General features: G+C 63.6%; 27 protein-coding genes and 1 riboswitch. Of the genes, 10 read left to right on the forward strand and 17 right to left on the reverse strand.

Going from position 1 to position 22,215, the window contains the following annotated elements; all coding sequences use genetic code 11:
• Positions 1 to 297: 297 nt before the first annotated feature.
• Positions 298 to 696 (reverse strand): nuclear transport factor 2 family protein, encoded by a 399-nt coding sequence (locus F758_RS0128450; protein WP_024511077.1) that lies wholly within the window; start codon positions 694 to 696, stop codon positions 298 to 300.
• Between the two features lie 143 nt (positions 697 to 839).
• Here F758_RS0128450 and F758_RS0128455 point away from each other — a divergent pair, with 143 nt between their 5' ends.
• Entirely contained in the window at positions 840 to 1,529 is a 690-nt protein-coding gene (locus F758_RS0128455) for an ArsR/SmtB family transcription factor (RefSeq protein WP_024511078.1), read from the forward strand.
• A gap of 16 nt (positions 1,530 to 1,545) precedes the next feature.
• Here F758_RS0128455 and F758_RS0128460 read toward each other — a convergent pair whose 3' ends face one another.
• Positions 1,546 to 1,791: a DUF2188 domain-containing protein gene (locus tag F758_RS0128460; RefSeq protein WP_024511079.1), complete on the reverse strand. Its 246-nt coding sequence runs from the start codon at positions 1,789 to 1,791 to the stop codon at positions 1,546 to 1,548.
• Between the two features lie 147 nt (positions 1,792 to 1,938).
• On the opposite strand from F758_RS0128460, the gene F758_RS0128465 reads away from it, so the two are divergent.
• Complete coding sequence (locus F758_RS0128465) at positions 1,939 to 2,205, forward strand: DUF2277 domain-containing protein (protein ID WP_024511080.1); 267 nt, start codon at positions 1,939 to 1,941, stop codon at positions 2,203 to 2,205.
• A 330-nt stretch (positions 2,206 to 2,535) separates the two neighbouring features.
• On the opposite strand, the gene F758_RS0128470 is transcribed toward F758_RS0128465, so the two are convergent.
• Positions 2,536 to 3,066, reverse strand: coding sequence for a collagen-like protein (locus F758_RS0128470; protein ID WP_024511081.1), 531 nt, complete (start codon positions 3,064 to 3,066; stop codon positions 2,536 to 2,538).
• A gap of 150 nt (positions 3,067 to 3,216) precedes the next feature.
• Here F758_RS0128470 and F758_RS0128480 point away from each other — a divergent pair, with 150 nt between their 5' ends.
• Positions 3,217 to 3,462, forward strand: coding sequence for a hypothetical protein (locus F758_RS0128480; RefSeq protein ID WP_024511082.1), 246 nt, complete (start codon positions 3,217 to 3,219; stop codon positions 3,460 to 3,462).
• A 9-nt stretch (positions 3,463 to 3,471) separates the two neighbouring features.
• Here the strand turns inward: F758_RS0128480 and F758_RS0128485 are convergent, their stop codons facing one another.
• A complete protein-coding gene (locus F758_RS0128485; protein WP_024511083.1) occupies positions 3,472 to 4,239 on the reverse strand; it encodes an SDR family NAD(P)-dependent oxidoreductase in 768 nt (255 codons plus the stop codon).
• 101 nt (positions 4,240 to 4,340) lie between these two features.
• Between F758_RS0128485 and F758_RS44685 the strand changes: the two genes are divergently transcribed.
• The gene (locus F758_RS44685) at positions 4,341 to 4,778 is read left to right on the forward strand and encodes a J domain-containing protein (RefSeq protein ID WP_349543457.1); all 438 of its coding nucleotides are present in this window, start codon (positions 4,341 to 4,343) and stop codon (positions 4,776 to 4,778) included.
• 97 nt (positions 4,779 to 4,875) lie between these two features.
• On the opposite strand, the gene F758_RS0128495 is transcribed toward F758_RS44685, so the two are convergent.
• Together F758_RS0128495 and F758_RS0128500 are read right to left on the reverse strand one after the other, a co-directional pair.
• The gene (locus F758_RS0128495; protein ID WP_024511084.1) at positions 4,876 to 5,568 is read right to left on the reverse strand and encodes a glutathione S-transferase family protein; all 693 of its coding nucleotides are present in this window, start codon (positions 5,566 to 5,568) and stop codon (positions 4,876 to 4,878) included.
• 9 nt (positions 5,569 to 5,577) lie between these two features.
• Positions 5,578 to 5,964, reverse strand: a complete 387-nt coding sequence (locus tag F758_RS0128500) for a RidA family protein (RefSeq protein WP_035723382.1) — start codon at positions 5,962 to 5,964, stop codon at positions 5,578 to 5,580.
• Positions 5,965 to 6,182: 218 nt separating this feature from the next.
• Between F758_RS0128500 and F758_RS0128505 the strand changes: the two genes are divergently transcribed.
• On the forward strand, positions 6,183 to 6,614 hold the full coding sequence (locus F758_RS0128505) for a hypothetical protein (RefSeq protein WP_024511086.1): 432 nt from the start codon (positions 6,183 to 6,185) through the stop codon (positions 6,612 to 6,614).
• Positions 6,615 to 6,703: 89 nt separating this feature from the next.
• Here F758_RS0128505 and F758_RS0128510 read toward each other — a convergent pair whose 3' ends face one another.
• The 7 genes from F758_RS0128510 to F758_RS0128540 all read right to left on the reverse strand — a co-directional run bounded on the left by F758_RS0128510 (position 6,704) and on the right by F758_RS0128540 (position 12,691).
• On the reverse strand, positions 6,704 to 7,219 hold the full coding sequence (locus F758_RS0128510; protein WP_024511087.1) for a mismatch-specific DNA-glycosylase: 516 nt from the start codon (positions 7,217 to 7,219) through the stop codon (positions 6,704 to 6,706).
• A 3-nt stretch (positions 7,220 to 7,222) separates the two neighbouring features.
• Positions 7,223 to 9,121 carry a phosphomethylpyrimidine synthase ThiC gene (gene thiC / locus F758_RS0128515; RefSeq protein ID WP_024511088.1) on the reverse strand — a complete coding sequence of 633 codons (1,899 nt, stop codon included), beginning with the start codon at positions 9,119 to 9,121 and terminating at the stop codon, positions 7,223 to 7,225.
• A gap of 135 nt (positions 9,122 to 9,256) precedes the next feature.
• Entirely contained in the window at positions 9,257 to 9,865 is a 609-nt protein-coding gene (locus F758_RS0128520; protein WP_024511089.1) for a thiamine phosphate synthase, read from the reverse strand.
• Positions 9,852 to 10,637, reverse strand: a complete 786-nt coding sequence (locus F758_RS0128525) for a thiazole synthase (RefSeq protein ID WP_024511090.1) — start codon at positions 10,635 to 10,637, stop codon at positions 9,852 to 9,854. The genes F758_RS0128520 and F758_RS0128525 overlap by 14 nt, the downstream gene beginning before the upstream one ends.
• Before the next feature lie 193 nt (positions 10,638 to 10,830).
• A complete protein-coding gene (gene thiS / locus F758_RS0128530; RefSeq protein WP_024511091.1) occupies positions 10,831 to 11,028 on the reverse strand; it encodes a sulfur carrier protein ThiS in 198 nt (65 codons plus the stop codon).
• Positions 11,019 to 12,035: an FAD-dependent oxidoreductase gene (locus tag F758_RS0128535; protein WP_024511092.1), complete on the reverse strand. Its 1,017-nt coding sequence runs from the start codon at positions 12,033 to 12,035 to the stop codon at positions 11,019 to 11,021. The genes thiS and F758_RS0128535 overlap by 10 nt, the downstream gene beginning before the upstream one ends.
• Positions 12,023 to 12,167, reverse strand: a riboswitch (TPP riboswitch). (Overlaps the previous gene by 13 nt.)
• Before the next feature lie 26 nt (positions 12,168 to 12,193).
• The gene (locus F758_RS0128540) at positions 12,194 to 12,691 is read right to left on the reverse strand and encodes a lytic transglycosylase domain-containing protein (protein WP_024511093.1); all 498 of its coding nucleotides are present in this window, start codon (positions 12,689 to 12,691) and stop codon (positions 12,194 to 12,196) included.
• A 198-nt stretch (positions 12,692 to 12,889) separates the two neighbouring features.
• On the opposite strand from F758_RS0128540, the gene F758_RS0128545 reads away from it, so the two are divergent.
• Both F758_RS0128545 and F758_RS0128550 read left to right on the forward strand, forming a co-directional pair.
• Positions 12,890 to 14,380 (forward strand): MerC domain-containing protein, encoded by a 1,491-nt coding sequence (locus F758_RS0128545; RefSeq protein ID WP_024511094.1) that lies wholly within the window; start codon positions 12,890 to 12,892, stop codon positions 14,378 to 14,380.
• A gap of 244 nt (positions 14,381 to 14,624) precedes the next feature.
• Positions 14,625 to 14,825 (forward strand): hypothetical protein, encoded by a 201-nt coding sequence (locus F758_RS0128550; RefSeq protein ID WP_024511095.1) that lies wholly within the window; start codon positions 14,625 to 14,627, stop codon positions 14,823 to 14,825.
• A gap of 13 nt (positions 14,826 to 14,838) precedes the next feature.
• On the opposite strand, the gene F758_RS0128555 is transcribed toward F758_RS0128550, so the two are convergent.
• Together F758_RS0128555 and F758_RS0128560 are read right to left on the reverse strand one after the other, a co-directional pair.
• Complete coding sequence (locus tag F758_RS0128555) at positions 14,839 to 16,188, reverse strand: ATP-binding protein (RefSeq protein ID WP_024511096.1); 1,350 nt, start codon at positions 16,186 to 16,188, stop codon at positions 14,839 to 14,841.
• Between the two features lies 1 nt (position 16,189).
• Positions 16,190 to 16,930, reverse strand: coding sequence for a response regulator (locus F758_RS0128560; protein ID WP_024511097.1), 741 nt, complete (start codon positions 16,928 to 16,930; stop codon positions 16,190 to 16,192).
• Positions 16,931 to 17,188: 258 nt separating this feature from the next.
• Here F758_RS0128560 and F758_RS0128565 point away from each other — a divergent pair, with 258 nt between their 5' ends.
• From F758_RS0128565 to F758_RS0128575, 3 genes are all read left to right on the forward strand, one after another.
• Positions 17,189 to 17,764, forward strand: coding sequence for a hypothetical protein (locus F758_RS0128565; RefSeq protein WP_024511098.1), 576 nt, complete (start codon positions 17,189 to 17,191; stop codon positions 17,762 to 17,764).
• A 196-nt stretch (positions 17,765 to 17,960) separates the two neighbouring features.
• Complete coding sequence (locus F758_RS0128570; RefSeq protein WP_024511099.1) at positions 17,961 to 18,458, forward strand: PRC-barrel domain-containing protein; 498 nt, start codon at positions 17,961 to 17,963, stop codon at positions 18,456 to 18,458.
• A gap of 196 nt (positions 18,459 to 18,654) precedes the next feature.
• Positions 18,655 to 18,870 carry a dodecin family protein gene (locus F758_RS0128575; protein ID WP_024511100.1) on the forward strand — a complete coding sequence of 72 codons (216 nt, stop codon included), beginning with the start codon at positions 18,655 to 18,657 and terminating at the stop codon, positions 18,868 to 18,870.
• A 209-nt stretch (positions 18,871 to 19,079) separates the two neighbouring features.
• On the opposite strand, the gene F758_RS0128580 is transcribed toward F758_RS0128575, so the two are convergent.
• Entirely contained in the window at positions 19,080 to 20,291 is a 1,212-nt protein-coding gene (locus F758_RS0128580; protein WP_024511101.1) for an ABC transporter substrate-binding protein, read from the reverse strand.
• A gap of 321 nt (positions 20,292 to 20,612) precedes the next feature.
• Positions 20,613 to 22,184, reverse strand: a complete 1,572-nt coding sequence (locus tag F758_RS0128585; protein WP_024511102.1) for a DUF4403 family protein — start codon at positions 22,182 to 22,184, stop codon at positions 20,613 to 20,615.
• Positions 22,185 to 22,215: the final 31 nt, after the last annotated feature.

Below are 22,215 nucleotides of genomic sequence, written 5' to 3' on the forward strand. Positions count from 1 at the left end.
GGGTCTCCGATTTTCTTTTTCTCGGCAAGACTAGTAGCCTCTCGCCATCGCGTCATCCCGTAGGGTGGGCAAAGCGCAAGCGTACCTATCCATCTTGCATCCGCGCAAATGCCGTGCCGGCACGTCGCTTTTGCGCGCCAATGGCTGCGGATTTAACGCTGCATCATTCCCGGGCAGTGCGAAGCACCGAATCCGGAATCTCGAGATTGCTAGATGTGCAATTGCACATCAGAGTTCACGCTTCACGTGCCCCGGAATGACGGTGCACCAATCGCATCCGCCCTGGCGCGCGCCGCCTTACCTGGGATGGCCGGTCCTGAGCACGTTCAGGGCGTACCAGCCCCAGTAAACGCGGTGGCGCTTGATCAGCCCGTTTTCGATTTCCATCACTTCCACCAGCTCCATCTGGTCGCCCTCGGGCGTTTGCCGCGGATATTCCCACGTCAGCACACGGCCATCCGTGAAAAAGCCTTTCCGGAAGCGCTTGCGTTGCGCCGGATTGGTCTGGAACACGCGGGCGATGAAAGCGCGCAGATTGTCCTTGCCTTGAACGACGCCATCGGGCGTGTTCATCAGGTGTTGAACGAGCGGACTTTCGATCGACGCATCGTCCGCGTAGAGTGAAAGGGAAGCCTCCAGATCTCGCTTCCCCAGTGCGTCGTCCCAAAGCTTGTAGATGCGCTCGGCGTCTTGCATGACTGTTCCCTATGGATGAGTTCGACAGCGGCGAGACTCGCAGATGCGGGAGCGGCGACGTTTCATCGAATTCTGAAACATATTGCGCGGCGGCCGGTATATTATGCGGAGGAACAGTTGCGGCGGAGGGAGTTTCAACGTCAATGCTTGATCAACCGGTGCAGTCGGGCTTCTCGAAGATCACGCAGGCGCTCAGCGATCCGGCGCGCGAAGCCATGGTCAGCGCGCTCGCCGATGGCCGGGCGCTGCCGGCCGGCGAACTCGCCGCCATTGCCGGCATCTCGCCACAAAGCGCCAGCGCGCACCTGCAGAAGCTCGTGGACGCACGCGTGCTCGCGGTCTGGGCGCAGGGTCGGTTTCGCTATTACCGGATCGCCGACGACGAGGTTGCATTGCTGGTCGAAAGCCTCGTCAATCTGGCGACGAAAGCCGAAGGAGCGGCGCGCCGGCGCGCATCGGTGCCGGAGGCGTTACGCCAATCGCGTAGCTGCTATCATCATCTTGCCGGCGAGCTCGGCGTGTTGCTGTCCGATGCGATGATCCGCCGCAAGCTGGTCGCGCTCGAGGGGCGGACGGGACATGTCACCGCGGCGGGGCTTGCCTGGTGCGACGCCGAAGATATCGATTTCACTCCGGCGCATGCGCCGCACGTTCGTCTCTGCAACGACTGGACCCAGCGCGTGCCGCATCTGTCCGGTCCGTTGCCCAACGCGGTGCTGCGCCATCTGCTCGAGAGCCGGTGCCTTGTCAGACGTCGCCTGCCGCGGGCCTTGCAGTTGACGCGCACGGGCCGCGCCTTTTTCAACCGGCTCGGCGTCGACATTCCGTTTTGATCGTTGCCCGATGCCGCTAACGCTTGTCCTCGACATCGGTCTCGGGGCGATCACTCCCCACGGCGGTTTCGGTGTGCCACCTGCCGTCCGGCGTCTCATACTCAATCACCTCGGTCCGCCCCGGCGTACGCTGCTCGGCGGCGGCGCGTTTGGCGGCGGCGAGCGCTTCGGCGCGGCTCGCAAAGCTTTCCGAGAATGCGCCGTTGACGGTGTAGGCCCAGCCGCCGTCATGTTCCACGATCTTGTAGGTCACGCGAGGCATCGAAACACTCCGCTCCCTGGACTGCCGCGGAAAGTGAATGGTACCATTCTAGGCCAAAAGCCCTGCACGATGTAGCCTTTTGGCGAGCTCGAACGTTCCTCAAAGTTAAGCCCGACATGGCCATATTCAGCGCCAGCGAGGTCAATCATGTGCCGCAACATCAAAACGCTGTTCAACTTCGAGCCGCCGGCGAGTGAGGACGAAATCCGCGCCTCCGCGCTGCAGTTCGTGCGCAAGCTCTCCGGCTTCAACAAGCCGTCACAGGCCAACCAGGCCGCGTTCGACCGCGCGGTCGAGGAGGTTTCCGACGCGGCACGGCGGCTATTGAGCTCGCTGCATACGCAGGCGCCGCCACGCGATCGCACGATCGAGGCGGAGAAGGCAAAGGAGCGCTCGCGGCTGCGCTTCGGCTGACCAGGTGTTCTCGCCTCACCTCGTTGCAGCAACTGCTCCGGCGCGATGGCTTCACATTCGTGGCCGTGCCGTAGATGGCTCGCCGAGCATTTCATCAGCTTCGAAATGCGCGCCGCAACCGTGATGACGGCCACATCGTCGGATGAGAGCGCATTGATCGAAGGTGCCGGCCAGTCGCACCGTCATTCCGGAATGGTCCGAAAGGATCAGACCTCAGGTGGGCAATTGCGCACCGAGGAATCTCGAGCTTCCCGTTCGGTCCTTTCGGACCGCCCCGGAAATGAAGGAGCAGATGGCTGAGAGAAGCCTCACGAAGAACAGGCCGTGCGCCTATTTGTCCTTGCGCTTGTTCTTATACTTCTTCTTTTTCTTCTTCTTGCGATTCCCATCGGGATCCGCATCGTCGTTATGGTGCTCGTCGAGCATGTCCACGCTCTCGAACACGCGCATGGCTTCGCGCTCCTGCGCTTCGAGTTCCTCGCGTTCGGCGGCTTCCCGCTCGCGTTTTTTCCGATAGTCTTCCCAGGCGTCGAAGATCAGATGCAGCCACGGCATCACCTGCTCGATCGACGGCAACTGACCGGGCGGTCCGGGCTCGCCGCGTGGACCGGGCGCTCCTTGCGGACCAGGTTTGCCTTGCGGCCCAGGCTCGCCGCGCGGACCCGCTTCGCCCGCTTTGCCTTGCGGACCCGGCTTGCCTTGTGGCCCCGGTTTGCCCTGCGGCCCTGGCTTGCCGCGCGCGCCGTCGGGGCCGCGCCGTCCGGGATGGCCTTGCGGGCCGGCGCGTCCCGGCTCGCCGGGCTTGCCACGCGGTCCGGGCGGACCCTGTCGTCCTTGCCGAGGGGCCGAATTGTCCGCCACGCGCCACTCCTCCACGTTTGAAATGGTGATTCTTAGCAGACGTGCGCGCGGAGCATCAATTGCGGCGCCGCCGTTTTGCGGGATTGATCAACATCAATCGACAGCATCGCCGCCCATGTCATCCATAGAGCAAGCGGAAGGAGCGAGGCGATGCGCGCGGGATGGAAAATGTTCTGGCTCGCCGCTGGTGTCTGTGCGACGGCCTTCGTTGCGGCGCGCATCGTCGTTCCGGATGTGGTGCCTGTCGGCTACGCCGAAGAGGCGCAGTCATCCTGGGCTGTGCTGACTGCCTTCGTGCTGCGCGCGATCGAACTCGCGAGCGGCTGGGTCGGCGCAATCGCGCTTGCGGTGATGTGCGGCGCCTGGCTGCGAGCCCGCCTGCGCCGCGCGGCGTGAGGCGGCGGCTCAAATCGAGCGATAGCCGCCATCCGCCATCACGATCGATCCGGTGACATAGGACGACAGGTCCGAGGCGAGAAAGATCGCCGGCCCCACCACGTCCTCCGGTTTGCCTGCGCGCCCGAGCGGCGTGTGATCGAGGAAGATCTGCACGAGCTGCGGATTGGTGTTACGCACATGCTCGTTGAGCGGCGTCTCGATAAGGCCGGGGCCGATCGCATTCACCCGCACGCCGTGCTTGCCGAGCTCGGCGGCGAGTGCACGCGTAAAACCGAGCACGCCATGCTTTGAGGCTGTATAGGCCGGCGAACTCGGCGTGCGCACATGCACGAACGACTGGATCGAGGCGATGTTGACGATGCGGCCCTTGCTGGCACGCAGCGGCTCGAGGAACGCATGCGTCACGTTGAACACGCCGTTCAGATTGATAGCCATGATGTCCTGCCAATCCTTGATCACGGCGTCCGCTTCGGCGGTGAACGCGTTGCGGCGATTGATGCCGGCATTGTTGACGAGCACGGAGACCTGCCCGATCCGGTCGGCGATCGTCTTCGCCACCGCGACGCAGTCCTCACGTCGCGTCACGTCAAGGCCGAAACTGTCTGCCTTGCCGCCGGCCTCGCGGATCTCCCTGGCGGCTTTCGCGGCACCCTGTTCGTTGATGTCCAGCAGCACCACGCGCGCGCCCTCGCGGGCGAAGCCGGTGGCGATGGCGCGGCCGATGCCCGATGCGGCGCCGGTGACGACAGCGAGATGATTTTCGAGAAGCGGCATGCGGTTTCCTCCCGGTTTTTCAGTTTGGCCGGTAAGCTAGTTCAAATTTGAATGGTCGAAAATGGCATGCATTCACCTTCTTGTGGCACCGTGGCAGTGTCATGCTTGAAGAGTTCAAATCCTGGAGAATGTCGCTGGAACGCCTGCTTTCGGCGACGAATATCGATTGGCCGGAAGCGGCTCGGCTTGGGGTCGAGATCGCCGGCCGCAGTCCCGACGTGATCTTAAGGCAGGCTGCAACGCAGGCGATTCCGATCCTGCGCAACGCCGCGCAGGGCGCCGCCGACGACAGCGTCAGCCTCGGCGCCAAACGGCGGCTGTGTATCATCATCGATGTCCTGCAAGCGTTGACGGCGCCGCGGTTCGGCATGCGCCGCGCCGCACCGAAGACGCTCACAGCCGAGGAGCGCGCCCGCAAATTGCTGGACCTGCCGCTCGGCAAGCAGCTCGCGGTGACCGATATCCGTCGCGCCTTCCGCCGCGCCGCCAAGTCGGTGCATCCGATGTCGGCGGCACTGAGCAGGCTTTTCTCGAACTGATCGCGGCGCAGGAGACGCTGATGCATCGCGGAAACTACAGGGGCGATTGACCTCGGCCGCCAGCCTTCTTGCAGATCTCAGCACGGCCGGCAGCATGTCAACGACGCACTGCGGCATGGATCGCGCGGCAGTGCCGGACGATATTGTCGTGCGCAGTGACGAACTGCTTCAGCGGCGTATCGATGTCATAGAAATAGATGTTGGCGATGAAACCGTAGATGCTGGCATCGATGCTGGTCGGTTTTGCGCCGTGCAGATAGGCCTGCTGCGGGATCAGTTCGGCCAGCGCCGCGAGATCGGCGAGGCCGCGCGCCATGGCGGCATCGGGCTCGTAACGGCCGATGCCCTGATAGTAATAGCGCTGCGCGTTGAACGCCTGCGCCTTGGCGAGGCCTTCCTCCGTCAGGCTCGGGTGCTCGCGCTTGAGCGCGTCGCGAAAGGCGGGCCAATAGCGTTCGTCCTTCCAGCGCGAATATGACATCACCCAGTAGAGATCGTCGAGCAAACGGGTGACCAGCAGATTGGTCGTGCGCTGTGCCGGCGTCAGCGCGGCATCGATCGTCACACCGTATTTTTCCGTGACGAAGGCGAGAATGGTGTCGCTGTCGCCCACGATATCGCCGCCGTCGACGATATAGGGAAGCTGGCTGCGCGGCGCGTTCGAGGCGTCAAAAATGTGTTCGTGCCGGAAGGGTACGCCCGCCAGCTTGAGGAAGGCAAAGACCTTCAAGCCGTAGCCGTTGTTGTCGGCTACGCCGAACAGCGGGGGATAGGAGTAGAGTGTCAGCATTCTGGTCACTCATTTCACAAGTGATGCCAAGCCTTCGATCTCGATGAGCATTTTAGGGTCGGGCAGCGCGTGCACCACGCAGGTGGTGCGGGCGGGGTAGGGCGCAGGCCCGAACGCGCCGGCATAGAGCGCATTCATCGCCGCAACATCGGACGCGCGGGTCAGGAGCACATTGACCTTGACGAGATCGCGAAACGTCGCGCCGGCCTCATCCAGCACGCGCCTGATGTTCTTCGCGACATTGCCGAATTGCGCCTCGAAGGTATCCGGCAGCGCGCCGTGCTCGTCAAAGCCGGGAATGCCGGAGATGAAAAGCAGGTCGCCGACGCGGGTGGCGAAGGAGAGCGGCGGGGCCTTGATGCCGGGCGGGGCAGGGAAATGCTGGATCTTGGACATGGAAACCTCCGACGCTTGGCTTGCACGAACTCGCCGCCCGCGGATCACGGGGCGAAACGCGCGGCACGGGCGCGAGGCGGAGATATTGCGCCGTTCGGGCGGTTTAGGCCAGCCGCGGGAATGCATTTTGTCGGCCCCGGCCATCGGCTAGATTCGACCGGCCTGATTCGATCTGCTCCGTTCCATCCGCTCGCAACGTCTTTCCGGAGATTGTGCCCATGACAATTTCATCCGCCATCCGTGGTGCGCTCTTCGCGCTCGCAGCGTTCGCCGGCCTCTCCACCGCTCACGCCGACGAGGGCACCGTCTCGCTCGTCATCTACAAGGGGGGATGGATCATCGGCGGGTCCGGCGGCCACGGCGTGCTGAATTTCCACGGCCGCAAATACCCGCTCACGACCGGCGGGTTGGACTACGGCCTGGTGTTCGGCGGCTCGAAGACGATCCTGCGCGGCCGCGTGCGCAACATCAACAGCCCCTCCGACGTCGCCGGCGTCTATGGCGCGGCGGGCGCAGGCCTAGCCGTTGGCGCCGGCGCCCGCGCGATCGTGCTGACCAACCAGAAAGGCGCGGTGCTGGAATTGTCCGGCCAGCAGGTCGGGCTGATGGCGAACGCCGATTTGAGTGGGCTTGCGATTACGTTGAAGTAGGGGGACGCAAAGGATCGTGGGGTGGGCCAGCGCAAGCGTAGCCCAGCGCCACCTCGATGTGGGCGCGACCGCGGTCGGTTTCGCGCTGCTCAACCCACCCTGATCCAATCCGCGAGTTCGCGCCAAGGCTCGACCGTCCAATGCCCCGAGGCAGCGCCGGACGGTGACGACAGCACGAATATCTCGGGGAAGTCCGGCTCCGGACGTTGGCGCCCAAGGACAATCACTTGTGTTGGCCTCGCGTAAAAGTAACTCGCTGCCTTCTTGCTCGTGAATGCAATCGTCCGCGGCCGAAACCTCTCCATCTTGGTGCGAAAGGCCGCAACGTCGATCGGATGCTCGACAATCTCGTGATCCATCCCAGCACCCGATTTGCAAAGATCGGTGAACCCAAAACCCAGGTTCAACAGGGACGGAAACTCGCGCGGCTCATACAGCCGTGGCGTGAGGCCTACCTCATGGATGGTCCGCCAGAAGCGATTGCCGGGATGCGCGTAGTAGTGGCCCACGGCGGCTGACCTTCGGCTCGCCGCCGTGCCCACGAAGACCAATCGAAGATTGTCCTGAAGCTGATCAGGAAGTCGGGCGGTCGAGTTGTTCGCCACCCCTCACAACGCCCGATTGCTCTCCTTCACCTTCTCCGCATCGAGATAGACATTGCTGCCCATCTCCTTGAACTTCTCGCTCATCTTGGCCATGCCGTCTTCGATCACGCCGCTCATCGACATGCCGACCGCCGCCGGATCGTTCAGCGTCGCCGCATAATCGCGCACATCCTGCGTGATCTTCATCGAGCAGAATTTCGGACCGCACATCGAGCAGAAATGCGCGACCTTGTGGGCCTCCTTCGGCAGCGTCTCGTCGTGGAAGAGGCGGGCCGTATCGGGATCGAGGCCGAGGTTGAACTGATCGACCCAGCGGAAGTCGAAGCGCGCCCGCGACAGGGCGTCGTCGCGCAGTTGCGCGGCGGGGTGGCCCTTGGCGAGATCGGCGGCGTGCGCCGCGATCTTGTAGGTGATGACCCCGGTCTTGACGTCGTTGCGGTCGGGCAGCCCCAGATGCTCCTTCGGCGTGACGTAGCAGAGCATGGCGCAGCCGAACCAGCCGATCATGGCCGCACCAATCCCGGAGGTGATGTGGTCATAGCCCGGCGCGATGTCGGTGGTCAGCGGCCCCAGCGTATAGAACGGCGCCTCGCCGCATTCCTTGAGCTGCTTATCCATGTTGATCTTGATCTTGTGCATCGGGATGTGGCCCGGGCCTTCGATCATGACCTGGCAGCCTTTGTCCCAGGCGATCTTTGTCAGCTCGCCCAGCGTCTCCAGCTCCGCGAATTGCGCGCGGTCGTTGGCGTCGGCGATCGAGCCCGGACGCAGGCCGTCGCCGAGCGAGAACGAGACGTCATACTTGCGCATGAGATCGCAGATGTCCTCGAAATGCGTGTAAAGGAAGCTCTCCTTGTGATGGGCGAGGCACCACTTGGCCATGATCGAGCCGCCGCGCGAGACGATGCCGGTGACGCGGTTGGCGGTGAGATGGATGTAGGGCAGGCGCACGCCGGCATGGATGGTGAAATAGTCGACGCCCTGTTCGCATTGCTCGATGAGCGTATCCTTGTAGACCTCCCAGTCGAGCTTGACCGGATCGCCGTTCACCTTCTCCAGTGCCTGGTAAATTGGCACCGTGCCGATCGGCACCGGCGAGTTGCGCAGGATCCATTCGCGCGTGGTGTGGATGTTGCGGCCGGTGGAGAGATCCATCACGGTATCGGCGCCCCAGCGGATCGCCCACACCATCTTGTCGACCTCTTCCTCGACCGAGGAGGTCACCGCCGAGTTGCCGATATTGGCGTTGATCTTGGTGAGGAAGTTGCGGCCGATGATCATCGGCTCGAGTTCGGCGTGATTGATGTTGGACGGAATGATCGCCCGTCCCCGGGCGATCTCGCTGCGCACGAACTCCGGCGTGATGAAGGCCGGCACCGCGGCGCCGAAGCTCTCGCCATCGGCGAGCGCCGCTTCCGCACGCTCGAGCTGCTTCTTGCGGCCGAGATTCTCGCGCTCGGCCACATAGATCATCTCCTTGGTGATGATGCCGGCGCGGGCGTACTCGAGCTGGGTCACCTTGTGGCCGTCGAAGCCGCGCAGCGGCCTGTGATAGGCGGAGAAGGCGCGCGCCGCCTTATCGGCGGAGACATTGCCGTTGTCCTCCGGCTTGATGATGCGACCCTGATATTCCTCGACGCCGCCACGCTCGAGCACCCAGGCCTGGCGCGTGCGCGGCAGGCCGGCATTGACGTCGATGGTGACGTTCGGATCGGTATAGGGACCCGAGGTGTCATAGACCGGCAGGTTCGGCTCGCCGGCACCTTCCGAGAGGATGATCTCCCGCAGCGGGACACGCAGATCAGGCGCGGCATCGGGCGTTGCAAAGATCTTGCGCGAGGAGGGCAGTGGTCCGGTGGTTACGGCGGGCACGGTGGTGTCCGGATTGGGGCGGATGTTCATGGATTCCTCCTTCTTAATCGCGTCGTTCCGGACGGGCCGCGGCACGCGGGCCGATCCGGAACCTCGACGTTGTGGTGCGAGATTCCGGGTTCGATGCTGCGCATCGCCCCGGAATGACGCTGTTGAAAATACGCATCACGCCGTCTCCATCGTTTGCGCGAGCCAGGCGCGCACGCGCGCGTCCGGGTCGGCGTTCTGGGTGACGTCTGAAACGACGGCGATGGAATCGGCGCCTGCGGCAAAGATCTCGGCGGCGTGCTCGAGCTTGATGCCGCCGATCGCGACCAGCGGGATGGAGCCGACGCGCCGCTTCCATTCGGTGATCTTTGGAATGCCCTGCGGCGCAAAGCGCATCGACTTCAAGGTTGTGAAGAAGATCGGGCCGAGCGCCACGTAATCCGGCTTGGCGCGCAGCGCAGTGGCGAGCTCTTCATCATCATGGGTGGAGATGCCGAGCGTCAGCCCCGCATCGCGGATCGCCTTGAGATCGGCGTCTGCCAGATCTTCCTGCCCCAAATGTAGATGCGTCGCATTCGCATCAATGGCCGCGCGCCAGTAATCATTGACCACGAGTTTTGTGCCCGTGCCCTTCGTCACCGCGAGGGCCTCGCGCACAATGGCGAGCGCATCGGCATCGCCGAGGTTTTTCGCGCGGAGCTGCACCGTGCCGACGCCGAGCCTGGCCAGCCGCGCGACCCATGCGACGCTGTCGACCACGGGATAGAAGCGATCAGGATACGGCATGCCAGAACGGGGTCCCAACGACTGGAGTGGAGGGGGAGGCGAAGTCGCGCGCGTCCATCAGCCCGGCCTCATAGGCCGTGCGGCCGGCTTCGACGCCCAGGCGGAAGGCGCTGGCCATGGCAACGGGATCTTTGGCTTTGGCGATCGCGGTGTTGAGCAGCACCGCGTCGTAACCGAGTTCGAGCGCCTGCGCCGCATGCGAGGGCGCGCCCAAGCCCGCATCGACCACCAGCGTAATATCGGGCAGGCGATCGCGCAGCAGCCTCAAGGCGTCGCGGTTGATGATGCCTTTGGCGCTGCCGATCGGCGCCGCCCAGGGCATCACGACTTTGCACCCGGCATCGACCAGGCTCGTCGCCACCGAAAGGTCCTCGGTGCAGTAGGGGAAGACATCAAAGCCATCCTTGATCAGGATGGTCGCCGCCTCGACCAGGCCGACCACGTCGGGCTGCAGCGTGTCGTTGTCGGCGATCACCTCCAGCTTGATCCAGGAGGTCCCGAACAATTCGCGCGCGAGCTTGGCCGTGGTCACGGCCTCGCGCACGGTGCGGCAGCCGGCGGTATTCGGCAGCACGGTCACGTCGAGCTCGCGGATCAGCTTCCAGAACGAATCGCCGGTCTTGCCGCCGGCGGATTCCCGCCGCAGCGACACCGTCACGATCTCAGCCCCCGAGCTGCGGATCGCGCTCTGCATGATGGAAGGCGACGGATAGAGCGCGCTGCCGATCAGGAGACGTGACGAAAATTCGCGGCCGTAGAAACTTAGTGACATCTCAGGTTTCTCCGTCATTCCGGACGGGCTGCGCGGCACGCGGCCCGATCCGGAATCTCGAGGCTGTAGCGCGAGATTCCGGGTTCGCGTCTTCCAAATCGGCTGTTGCCGACTTGGTCTTATTATCCGAACTCGGGTAAACCCGAGTTCGCACGCGCCCCGGAATGACGAGCAAGGCAGCTGCCAGCATTCATCACCCTCCCTGCCGCGGCGTGATGATCTCGATCTCATCGCCGGCGTTGAGCGGCGTTTCCGACCAGCGGCTCTTCGGCACCACATCGTAGTTCAGCGCGATTGCAAAATGCGTGCCTTCGTAGTCCAGTTCGCGGAGCAGGGCGGCGACGCTGTCGGATGCGATCTCGCGTTGCTCACCATTGACGATCACGCGCATCGCATCACCTCATTGTCGATCTGGCCACGCTCGACAAAGCTCAGCGTCAGTTCGGCCAGCGCCGGCGCGATCAGGAATCCGTGACGGTAAAGTCCGTTCACCTGAATGCGGTTGTTGCGGCCGATGGTGATGCGCGGCAGATTATCCGGAAATGCCGGCCTCAAGCCCGAGCCGAATTCGATGATGCGCGCCTCGCCAAAAGCCGGATGCACCGTATAGGCGGCGCTCAACAGCTCCAGCGCCGAACGCACGCTGACGCCGGTATCTTCCGCCTCGATCGAGGTCGCGCCCAGCATGAACAGGTGATCCTCGCGCGGGATCACGTAAAGCGGCCAGCGCGGATGGATCAGCCGCACCGGGCGCGACAGCGTCACTTCATCCGTTTCGATCAGGATCAATTCGCCCTTGACGCCGCGCAGCTCGCCCTGCTCGTCACGCGCGGCTAATCCGCGGCAGTCGATCACGATGCCGTCGACCTCGTCGGCGGAAACGTCGCTGTTGAATTTGATGGTGCCGCCGGCGGCGATGATGCGCTCATGCAGCTTGGGTAGCACGCGGCGCGGTTCGACATGGCCTTCGGCGGGAAAGAACAGGCCTTCGCGGAAGCGGCCGTCGAGCGAGGGCTCGAGCTCGCCGAGGCCTTTCGCATCCAGCCGCCGATGGCCCTCAGTCAGCCTGGCAAAGCGTTCGAAGTCGCTGCGATCGCGCGGATGCGCCACCACCAGCGAACCGTTGAAGGGCGTGTCGGGCAATTCGCGCCGCCACAGGTCGAGCGCGCGCAGGCCCAAGCGACTGATGATGGGCTCGGCGACCTCGGCCTCGCAATAGGGGGCGAGCATGCCGCCGGCCCAGTGGCTGGTGGAGAGCATCAGGCTCGCGTCGCTGCGTTCGTGCAGCGTGACGTCGTGCCCGGCCTGGGCAAACAAGAGCGCCTGCCAGGCGCCGGCAATGCCTGCGCCGATGATGGAGACGGACGATTCCGTCCGCGGTATTTTGGTCTGCTGCATCCCTGTCCCTTCGCCGGCATGACCCGGATCAGGTTCAAAGGGTCACCGCGGTCTTTCGGCCCTGTTGCTCGGAAGCCTGGCCTCAAGCGTGCGGTTTCTCAGCTCCTCCTCGGAGCTCCCCTCGGAACGCGGCTAATGTAAGCGGATGCGCGGGCGTGTCAACGCTGCCTGTGGCGCGAAACTTGGGCGCGCGCATCGATCACGCTGGCGGCGACCCGATATTGCGGCGCAATAAGCTGCAGCGGGGCGTGAGGCCGCTGCTGCTTGGCGGCACCGTAATAGCCGGCCGCATAGTAACGGATGGCACGGGCATGGTCGCCATTCGCCGCGCGATAGGCGCCGGCGAGATATTTGACCGCATAGGTGAGATTGGTTTCGGGGTCGCGCAGGCCTGCAGCGTCGCCGGTGTAGCCCATGCTGCGGGCCGTTGCGAGCTTGATCTGCATCAGTCCGATGGTGCCGCCGCGCCCGACGAGCTGCGGCTGATAACGGCTCTCGCGCATGATCACCCGGTGGACCAGCACTTCCGGCACGCCCTCGGCTTGCGCATGGGCGGCGACCATGGCGGCATATTCGGGTTGTCCGGCTTGCGCGATCGCGGGGGCCGCGAGCACAGCGGCGACTGCGAGGGAGCTCAGCGGAAGTGCACGTTTCATGCGGGATGGGCTCGTCAGGTATGGCGTTGGGCGCGTCTTAACCTTTTGCCTACCCTGTTCCCCGGCAGCAGGGCAAGGATGTGGCAAAAACCGGGCAGGATCGCGAGATCATGGCCCAAATCTGCAGACCCGGTTTACCCGGAATTATGCCTCGCATGCTTCGATCGCGGCGGAAACAGCGCGTCAACCAGCCCGCTCATGACGATTTCAGTCTCCCATGCCGATGAGGGCGCCCGCGGCTTACGCGGGCCGTTGCCGCTATGGGTATTGCTTTCCATTTACGCGCTGTTCGTGGTCGCCGGAAATCGGCTGCTGATCGACCCCGATACGCTGTGGCAGGTCACGATCGGGCAGTGGATCATCGATCACCGCGCCGTGCCGCAGGTCGACGTGTATTCCTTCACGATGCGCGGCGAGCCCTGGATTTCGACCCAGTGGCTGGCGCAAGTGATCTACGCCAAGGCCTTCGCGCTTGCCGGCTGGACCGGGCCCGTGGTCGTTGCCGCCTTCGCGATCGCGGTGACGTTTGCGCTGTTTGCGCGATCGCTGAGCCGGGATTTGAGCGACAGCACGACGCTGGTGTTTGTCGCCGCCGCGCTGGCGCTCACGGCGCCGCATCTGTTTGCGCGGCCGCATGTGCTGGCGATGCCGGTGATGGTGGCGTGGATCGCCGGACTGGTCGCGGCCGCTGACCGTCACGAACCGCCGTCGTTTTGGCTGCTGCCGCTGATGGCGTTATGGGCCAACCTGCATGGCGGCTTCGTGTTCGGCCTGATGATCGTCGCCCCGATTGCGCTCGATGCGCTCGTGAGCGCGGCGAAGACCGAACGCAGATGGCTCCTCTTGCGCTGGGCCATGTTCGGATTGGGGGCGCTCCTCGCCGCTTGCTGCACGCCCTATGGCTGGAATTCGCTGCTCGCCTCGCAGAAGATTCTGGCGCTCGGCAGCGCGCTTCCGCTGATCATGGAGTGGAAGCCGGCCGATTTCGGCCATCTCGGCCCGTTGGAGCTTTGTCTCTTGCTCGGCATCGGCCTTGCGCTTTATCGGGGCGTGACGCTGCCGCCGATGCGCATCGTCATCCTGCTCGGATTGTTGCACATGGCGCTCGCGCAAGGGCGGGCGGCCGAAATCCTGGCGCTGGTTGCGCCGCTCATCCTCGCGGCCCCGCTGGCGAGGCAGATTGGCGGTGCCGGGGCTCGGGACGCAGCCGCGGCATTTCCGCGCGGCACTCTGATCGCAGCTCTTGCACTTGTGATGGCTGCGGGGACCTTTGCCTACGCCGCGGTGCATCGCTTCGAACCGAACATGCGCGGCGCGCCGGTTGCCGCGGTGACCGAACTGAAGAAGCTTAACCTGGCGCGCGTGTTCAACGACTACGATTTCGGCGGCTATCTGATCTATCGCGGTGTTCGAACGTTCATTGATGGCCGCACCGAGCTCTATGGCGAAAAATTCTTCGTCGATCACAACGCGGCGTCAGGATTGATGGAACCAGATAATCTGTTCCGTCTGCTCGATCAGTACGACATTCAGGCCACGCTCATGCGCACGCAGAGCGCGGCGACAAAACTGCTTGACCATATGGACGGTTGGCAAAATATTTATTCGGACGACATCGCCACCATCCACCTGCGCAAAGCGGGCGCCACGCATACGCGCGAGCCGGCGATCGATCCGGAGGCGAATTGATCGCGCCATCGCAAGCCGAGGCCGCCGCGGGACACGCGAGCCCGATCCGGCGCGATCTGGAACTTCGTTGAACTCTTCTCACATTGGGCTTTGCAAGGACACTTGTCGCGACGACCCTGCATTGCTATTTGAGATGTCCACAGGGCTGTTGGGAACAATCCACGGCGATCTGCTGGATGATTTCCGACAGCGATCTTGCCCCATTGCTTGCAAAACAAGAAACGCCCCGAAGGGAGGAAGTGCCATGACCCGCTCAGGCCTTCGTTACTTGCCCAAGCAAAATCCTTGCGCCCAATGCGGCCAGCCGATTGCCGCTCCTGACTGGGTCGAGGAAGAAGCGGATCGCACCATCTATCTCTGGCATTGTCGCGCGTGCGACTACCGTTTCGAGGCGATCGCCTTTTTCGAAGACGCCGGCACCCACAAGCGGCCGCTCGCGGCCTAAGCGGAAAGCGCGATTACGCCACGTTGCGCTTGCCTTGCGCGCGCGAGGGAATGGCGCGCAAGGGGATCTGCATGCGCACGACGAGGCCCTGCGGTGCGCGGTCGTGTAACGACAGTTCGCCGCCATGGGCGAGCGCGATGGCGCGCGCGATCGATAAGCCGAGCCCGAAGCCCGTGCATTCATCATCCATGTTGCGAGCGTCATCGCCGCGCACGAAGGGTTCCAGCATCGAGGCCTTGTTGGCGTCGGAAATGCCCGGACCGTCGTCGGCGACATCGATGGTCATGCTGTCGGCACACAGCGTCAGGCTGATCGTAACCTCGGCGCCGAACCGCACCGCGTTTTCGACGAGATTGGTGACCCCGCGACGCAAATCGTCCGGTCGCCCCATCGCCATCGCATGATCGGGGCCGACATAGCTCACGCGACGGCCCATGTCGGAGAATTGATCGCTCACGAGCTGCAGCGTGCTTGCGACATCGACCAGCGTAAACGATTCGAGCCTGCGGTCGTTGCGCAGGAACGAGAGCACGGACTCCAGCATCGACAGCATCTGGTCAAGATCAGCCTGCATGCGGCCGCGGCTGATATCGTCCTCGATGAATTCGGTGCGCAGGCGCATCCGCGTGAGCGGCGTGCGCAAATCATGGCTGATCGCCGCCAGCATCCGGGTGCGATCGTCGATCAATCCGGTGATCCGCTGTCGCATTCGGTTCAGCGCCTTGGCTACGGCGCGGATTTCCTCGGGCCCGCGTTCGGGGAGGGCCGCGGAAGTGCCATCCAGGCTGAAGCTCTCGGCGGCTTTGGCGAAGGAGGACAGCGGCCTCGCCAGCGCCCGTGCCGCCCACAGGCCGAGCAGGGTGACGCAGATGACCGCAAACATCAGCGTGTTCATCAGCGGGCTGCCCCAGAACGGTCCGGGTCGCATCGCCTGCGGAACAGTTGCTGCGACGGCCTCACCGTCGGGCAGGACGACGGCGAGTCTTTGCGAATCGTTGCCGGTCGACAGCCTGACGACGCGATACTCCGTCGGCAGATGCAGCAGGTGATGCAGCGCGCGATCTTCGGCTCGGCTTGTTGCGGGCACCGAGGCGGGCGCCAATTTTTCGAAGGAGAGTTGCGGAAACGCCCGCTCGACATCTGCGAGCAGACGTGGCCGCTCCGATGTCGGAGCGGCGCCGAGCAATTGGGCCGCCGCCGCGAACCGACTGTGCAGGTGCCAGGGCTGAGGGTGGGAGTCGTCCAGCCGATGCGCGAGGAAGATCGCGGTAATGATCAGGTGCAGCACGAGGATCGAAACGATCACCAGCGCTGCGAGCTGTCCGCCGATGGCCCTGAGATTCAGAAACCCGAACGGCGTCATGTCAGAGGTTCGAAGCTGATGCGACCGCTTCGACCCGGGGCGTGAAGATGTAGCCCCCGGACCGCACGGTCTTGATCAGCGTCGCCTCCTGCGGATCCGGCTCTATCTTGCGGCGGATGCGGCTGACCAGCACGTCGATGCTGCGCTCGAACGAGCCTGCGCTGCGGCCCTGCGTCAGATCGAGCAGGCTGTCCCGCGAAAGCACGCGGCCCGGCCGCTCGCAAAAGGTGCGCAGCAGGTCGAATTCGGCGCTGGTCATCGCCACCCGCGCGCCCGCCGGATTGCGCAATTCGCGGAGGCGGAAATCGATATGCCAGCCCTGAAACGACAGAGCGGTTGCGCCTTCGACGGCGTAGGCGTTGCGGGCCGCCGCCTGACGGCGCAGCACGGCCTTGATGCGTGCGAGGAGTTCGCGCGGATTGAACGGCTTCGGCATGTAGTCGTCGGCGCCCATCTCGAGCCCGACGATGCGGTCGACGTCCTCGCCGCGCGCGGTCAGCATGATGATGGGCACGGTCGATTCCGCGCGCACCTTGCGGCAGAGGCTCAGCCCGTCCTCGCCCGGCAGCATCACGTCGAGGATCAGAAGGTCGACGCGATGGTCGGTCATGGCGCGTGCCATCTCCCGGCCGTCGGCGGCAGTGGTGACGTTGCAGGCATTGGTGCGCAGATACTTCGCAATCAGCGCGCGCGTTTCGCGGTCGTCTTCAACGACGAGAATGTTGGGCGATAGGCTGACCATACTCACTTTTGTCGGTGATTCGGCCGGTTTGGGGAAAGTTTTTTGTTTCTAAACGTTTCTGCCGGGGCCGCCGCAACAGCCGGCAACATGCGACAAGGCCGCGTTAATATGGTTAATTCAGGGTCGGCGCGTCCTAGAGCGTGATCCGGAAAAGTGTGTAGCGGTTTTCCGAAAAGATCATGCTCAATCAAAGAGCTAAAGCGCGATGACGATACAACTCAATCTCATCGCGCTTTAGCTGAGAAATTGGAGCCGCCCATGACCACGATCTCTTCGCTTTCCAGCACCGCGTACCAATCGCCTCTGCAAAAGCTCGAGGCGGAATTGCAGTCCGAAGTCGCGGACGGCACCGTCAGCTCGTCGGATGCCTCGGCGCTGTCTTCGGCGCTGAAGGACATCGATTCCGAGCTGCAGGCGGGCAGCAGCCAGAGCGGATCGACCACATCCTCTCCGGGAGATCTGCAGACTAAGATCGACGATCTGATCCAGAACAAAGTGTCCTCGGGCAAGCTGACCAGCGATCAGGCGAGCGAACTGAAAGGCGTGTTCAAGGCGGCCTTCGGCAACGGTGCCGGCGGGCCGCCTCCCGCAAGCGATGACGGCAGCACCACGAGCGCCAACAACTCATCATCCACCAGCTCATCATCGAGCGGCAGCACGAGCGGCTCGTCGGACACGACTACTGCCGAGTTGCTGCAGCAGTTCCTGCAGTTGCTGCAGTCTTCGCTCTCCAGCTCCGCCTCTTCTTCGACTACCTACAACGCCAATGGCGGCACCAGCACATCCGACCGCGGCTCCTCGCTGTCGGCGGTTCTTGTCGACTACCGCACCTGAGCTGCGGGCAGCTTGCGCTTCGGGAGCCATCCTCAGCGACAAAAGATGGCTGTCGCTGCTCGGCGGAACCCGCAACTGGCAGCGCAGCGGAACTCCTTTGCCGCTGTGCAACTTGGAATTCGACAATCGCGGCCGGAACCGCGCATCGGCAATCGGGGTTTCTTCTCCACCTTTTGTCTAATGAGGGAGAGAAGAGATGCTACTGAAATATATCACCGCCGGCGTGGTCGGTTCGGCGTTGCTGGCGACGGCCGCGTTCGCGGAGCCGCCCGCAGCGATTTCGCAGTCTGATCTCCACGGCACCTGGCGCGCGTCGAAGGTGGTAGGCCTCAGCGTCTACAATGACAACAATGAGAAGATCGGCGCGATCAACGATCTCTTGATGGACAAGGGCGGCTCGATCAAGGCGGCCGTAATCGGCGTCGGCGGCTTCCTCGGCGTGGGCGAGCGCCTCGTCGCCGTGTCCTTTGACAAGATGAAGTTCTCGGACGAGCCGGTTTCCTCCGCCACCGCGTCGAACACGAGCCCGCCCGGCAACCGTCCGCCTTCGACCACGACCACCGGCTCTGCGACCACCGGCTCGCCGTCATCGGCCAACGCGTCCAAATCCAATCCCTGGTATCCGGACCACGCGGTCTTCAATGCCAGCAAGGACGATCTAAACAAGATGGCGGAGTTCAAATACAGCGAGTAGGGTGGTCGCCCATCTCAAACACAGCGCGCCCGATCCGGCCGGGCGCGCTTTATTGTGCTTCGTCGTCCTTTCGGTTCGCGCCATCGCCAATGCACCGGGTGCGACGCAGCCTTTCGGCGCGGTTCTGGCGGTGTTAGCCTTGCGTCGGCAGGGAGCACCCTGCTCCCTGTTGCTTCACAGCGGACGGGAGGACGGCATGACCGATAGCGTCTACAAAGTCATCGAAGTGATCGGTACCAGCAAGGAATCCTGGGAGAGGGCGGCCGCAAACGCGGTCGAGCAAGCTTCAAAATCTCTTCGTGACCTTCGCGTCGCGGAAGTTGTCGAACTCGATTTGCAGTTGGATGCCACGGGAAAGGTCGAAGCCTATCGCTCCAAGCTCAACCTTTCGTTCAAGTTCGAGGGCACCTGAAGTGGCTTTGTAGGGTGGGCAAGCGCACGCGTGCCCACTGCGGCGAGCGGCGACGCCTAGGGTGGCACGGCGGTGAAGCGCCTTTGCCCACCCCATGCATCCTTTTGCGTCATTCCAGGCATCGCGCAGCGATGAACCTGCAATCTCGAGGTTCCGGGTTCGCTGCTGCGCAGCGCCCCGGAACGACGGCGATCACCGTTGATAGACGGTCAGCCCTTCACCAGCGGACAGCCACCCTTGTCCAGCGGACGGAACGCCTCGTCGCCGGGGACGGTGGTGATCAGCTTGTAGAGGTCCCACTCGCTCTTGGACTCCTCCGGCTTCTTGACCTCGAACAGATTCATATCGTGGACCATGCGACCGTCGATGCGGATCTTGCCGTTCTTCGCAAAGAAGTCGTTGATCGGCATCGCGCGCATCTGCGCCATCACCTTCGGGGCTTCATCGGTGCCGATGGCGTCGATCGCCTTCAAATAGTGCATCGTCGCCGAATAGAGACCGGCCTGAATCATGGTCGGCATGTGTCCGACCTTGTCGTAGAAGCGCTTTGAGAAGGCGCGCGTCTCGTCGTCCTTGTCCCAGTAGAAGGCGTCGGTCACGATCAGCCCCTGCGTCGCTTTGATGCCAAGCGCATGCACGTCGGTGATCTCCATCAAGAGCGCGATCATCTTCTGCGTCGGCGTGATGCCGAATTCGGCCGCCTGCTTCAGCGCGTTGGTGGTGTCGCCGCCGGCATTGGCGAGCGCAACCACCTTGGCTTTCGAGGCCTGGGCCTGCAGCAGGAAGGAGGAGAAGTCGGAATTGTTGAGGGGATGGCGGACATCGCCGAGCACCTTGCCGCCGCTTTCCTTGACCACGTTCGCCGCATCACGCTCCAGCGCCTGGCCGAAAGCGTAATCGGCGGTGAGGAAGAACCAGGTGTCCTCGCCGCGCTTGACCATCGCCTTGCCGGCGACATTCGACAGCGCGTAGGTGTCGTAGGTCCAGTGCACCGTGTTGGGCGAGCAGGCGGAGCCGGTCAGATCGGAGCTGCCGCCGCCGGAATTGATGTGGATCTTGTTCTTCTCACGGGTCAGCGCCGAGATCGGCAGCGCCACCGATGAGGTCGGCACGTCGAAGATGGCGTCCACCTTTTCATTGTCGTACCAGTTGCGCGCAATGGAAACGCCGACGTCCGGCTTGTTCTGGTGGTCGGCATAGACCACCTCGACGGGCTTGCCTTTGACCTTGCTGCCATAATCGGCGACCGCCATCTGGACCGCGGCCACCGAGCCCTTGCCGGTCGCATCGGCATAGAGGCTCGACATGTCCGTGAGCACGCCGATCTTGACGACGTCGTCGGAGATAGTTTGTGCATGGGCGGGGATGGCCAGTGCCGCGAAAGCAAATCCCGCCGTGAGTGATGCGGCAAGTCGTTTCATCATTGTTCTCCCTACTTGTGTTGTTGTTTAAGCGGCTTAAGGACGGCCGCTACTTGCCACATCCGTCCCGCCACGCAAAGCCAAAGGCGAGGAAAATCAACGCGAACGGTGAACAAAAAGGTGGGCGGATCCTGTTGGCAGATGCCTTGCTTACCTCGCCCGCTCGCGAGGAGAGGTCGACGCGCCAACGGGTCCGCGCGAAGCGCGGCCCAATGACAGGCTCTGCGCGGCGGGTGAGCGGCTCTCCACAAGTGCACTCGCGAAGACAGCCTCTCACCGCGACCCTCTCCCCGTGAAGAACGGGGGGAGGGAGAAGATCCCTTACAACCCCGGCAGCTTGGTCACATAGACGTTGATCGAGCCTTCCGCCTGCGCGATCACGCGCAGCGTCTTGGCATCAAAGGCGATGTCGGCGAGCCTGAGATCATTGATCTTGCTTTCCACTCGCACCCCATCGTCGGTCTTCTGAAAATCCGCGATCGCTTCCGCGATCTTCTGCTTGGCATTGGCGGCGAACGGCTTCAAGTCAACGATCGACCTTTCGTACAGCGCCTGCTGCAGTCGCGGCATCACTGCGCGGGCCGCGGCCCCGAGCAGACCGAAGGCCGCCTCCGATTCGACGGCAAGCTGGATATCGGTGAAGTGCAGCGTCTGCTGTGCCCCGTCCAGCACGGGCCTGCCCCAGATGTGCACGGTCGCGTCGGTGCCGAACCCGAAGAAGCTCTTCTTCTCCTTCGCGTGCACCACAAGCGAGATCAAAAGCCGATCGCCGGACGGTGCGACCGTCGCGTGCTTGACGGTGACGTCGACCGGCCCCGAGCCGTCCTCCGGAAAGGTCTTGCCGGCAAATTGCGTCTCGACGATCTTGTTGATCTCGGTGAAAGGCAGATCGATCGGCACGCCGATGCTCAAGCCGCCCGGAGTCGGCGGCACGATGGTGATCTTGTCGGGGAAGGGACAGTCAGGTTTGGTCGGCATCGGGGTGATCCGTGTCTCCGCCTCGATCCCCAGCGTCAGGGTCAAGGCGGAGGTATCGATCTGCGGCTGTGCCGCGATGGCGCGGGTCGGGCGCATTTCCAGCCACAGCGCCGGCATCGCGGCCGTCGCGCCCGCGCCCTGCAGCGGCAGCGAGCGGCACGCCTTGACCCATTGCACGCGCGCGTTCTTCTCGAGCGTGGGATCGTTGCGAATCCTCGTGCTCACCGCCTCGAGCTGCTCGCCGACGGTCTTGTCGATGAAGGGCTTGACCTGCGCCGGCACGTTGACATGCGCGCCCGCGAGCGAAAGGTCGGTGTCGCCGAGCGTAACCTGGGCGCCGAAATTCGGCTCCAAGTGCCAGGCGGCGGCGAACTTCGGCCGCGCGGTGATGGTGACGTTGCCCTTGATCTCGGCGTTGGCGTTGATCGCCTTGATGTTGACGCTGCCGAGCTGTCTTGCCGCGTTAGCCCCCAGCAGTCCGCCGATCGCATCGGTGATCGCGCCGGTCGCCTTCGACGACAGCGCGCCGGTGACGTTCAGCTTTCCGGTGAGCGGGGTCGAGAGCGACAGCATGTCCTGTCCGCCGCTCGCGGTGATTGGTCCGCGCGAGGCGGTCCAGCCGACCTCGGCATTCTGCAGCACCTGCGCTACCAATGGATTGTCGGCCTTGCCGGCGAAATTCTTCTGCGTGCCGCGCTCGGCGGCATCGCGAATGGCGGCGAGCGTGATCGTCACCGGCGCAACGACGAAGGAGCTGCGCGAAACCGGTGGCAACGGCGCCGGTTCGGCGATGGCGGGAGCTTTCACCGCACCGCCTGGCGCCAGCCAGTCCATCAGCTTGAGGCTCACCAGAAACGACAGCACGATCACGCCGAATGCGAGTCCGATCGCTTTGAGCCTTTTGTCCAGACGCATTGTCGCCCCGAAAGGAATCGAGCTGGAAGTT

Origin of the sequence: Bradyrhizobium sp. ARR65 (genome assembly GCF_000472385.1) — a bacterium.
Lineage (GTDB): Bacteria > Pseudomonadota > Alphaproteobacteria > Rhizobiales > Xanthobacteraceae > Bradyrhizobium.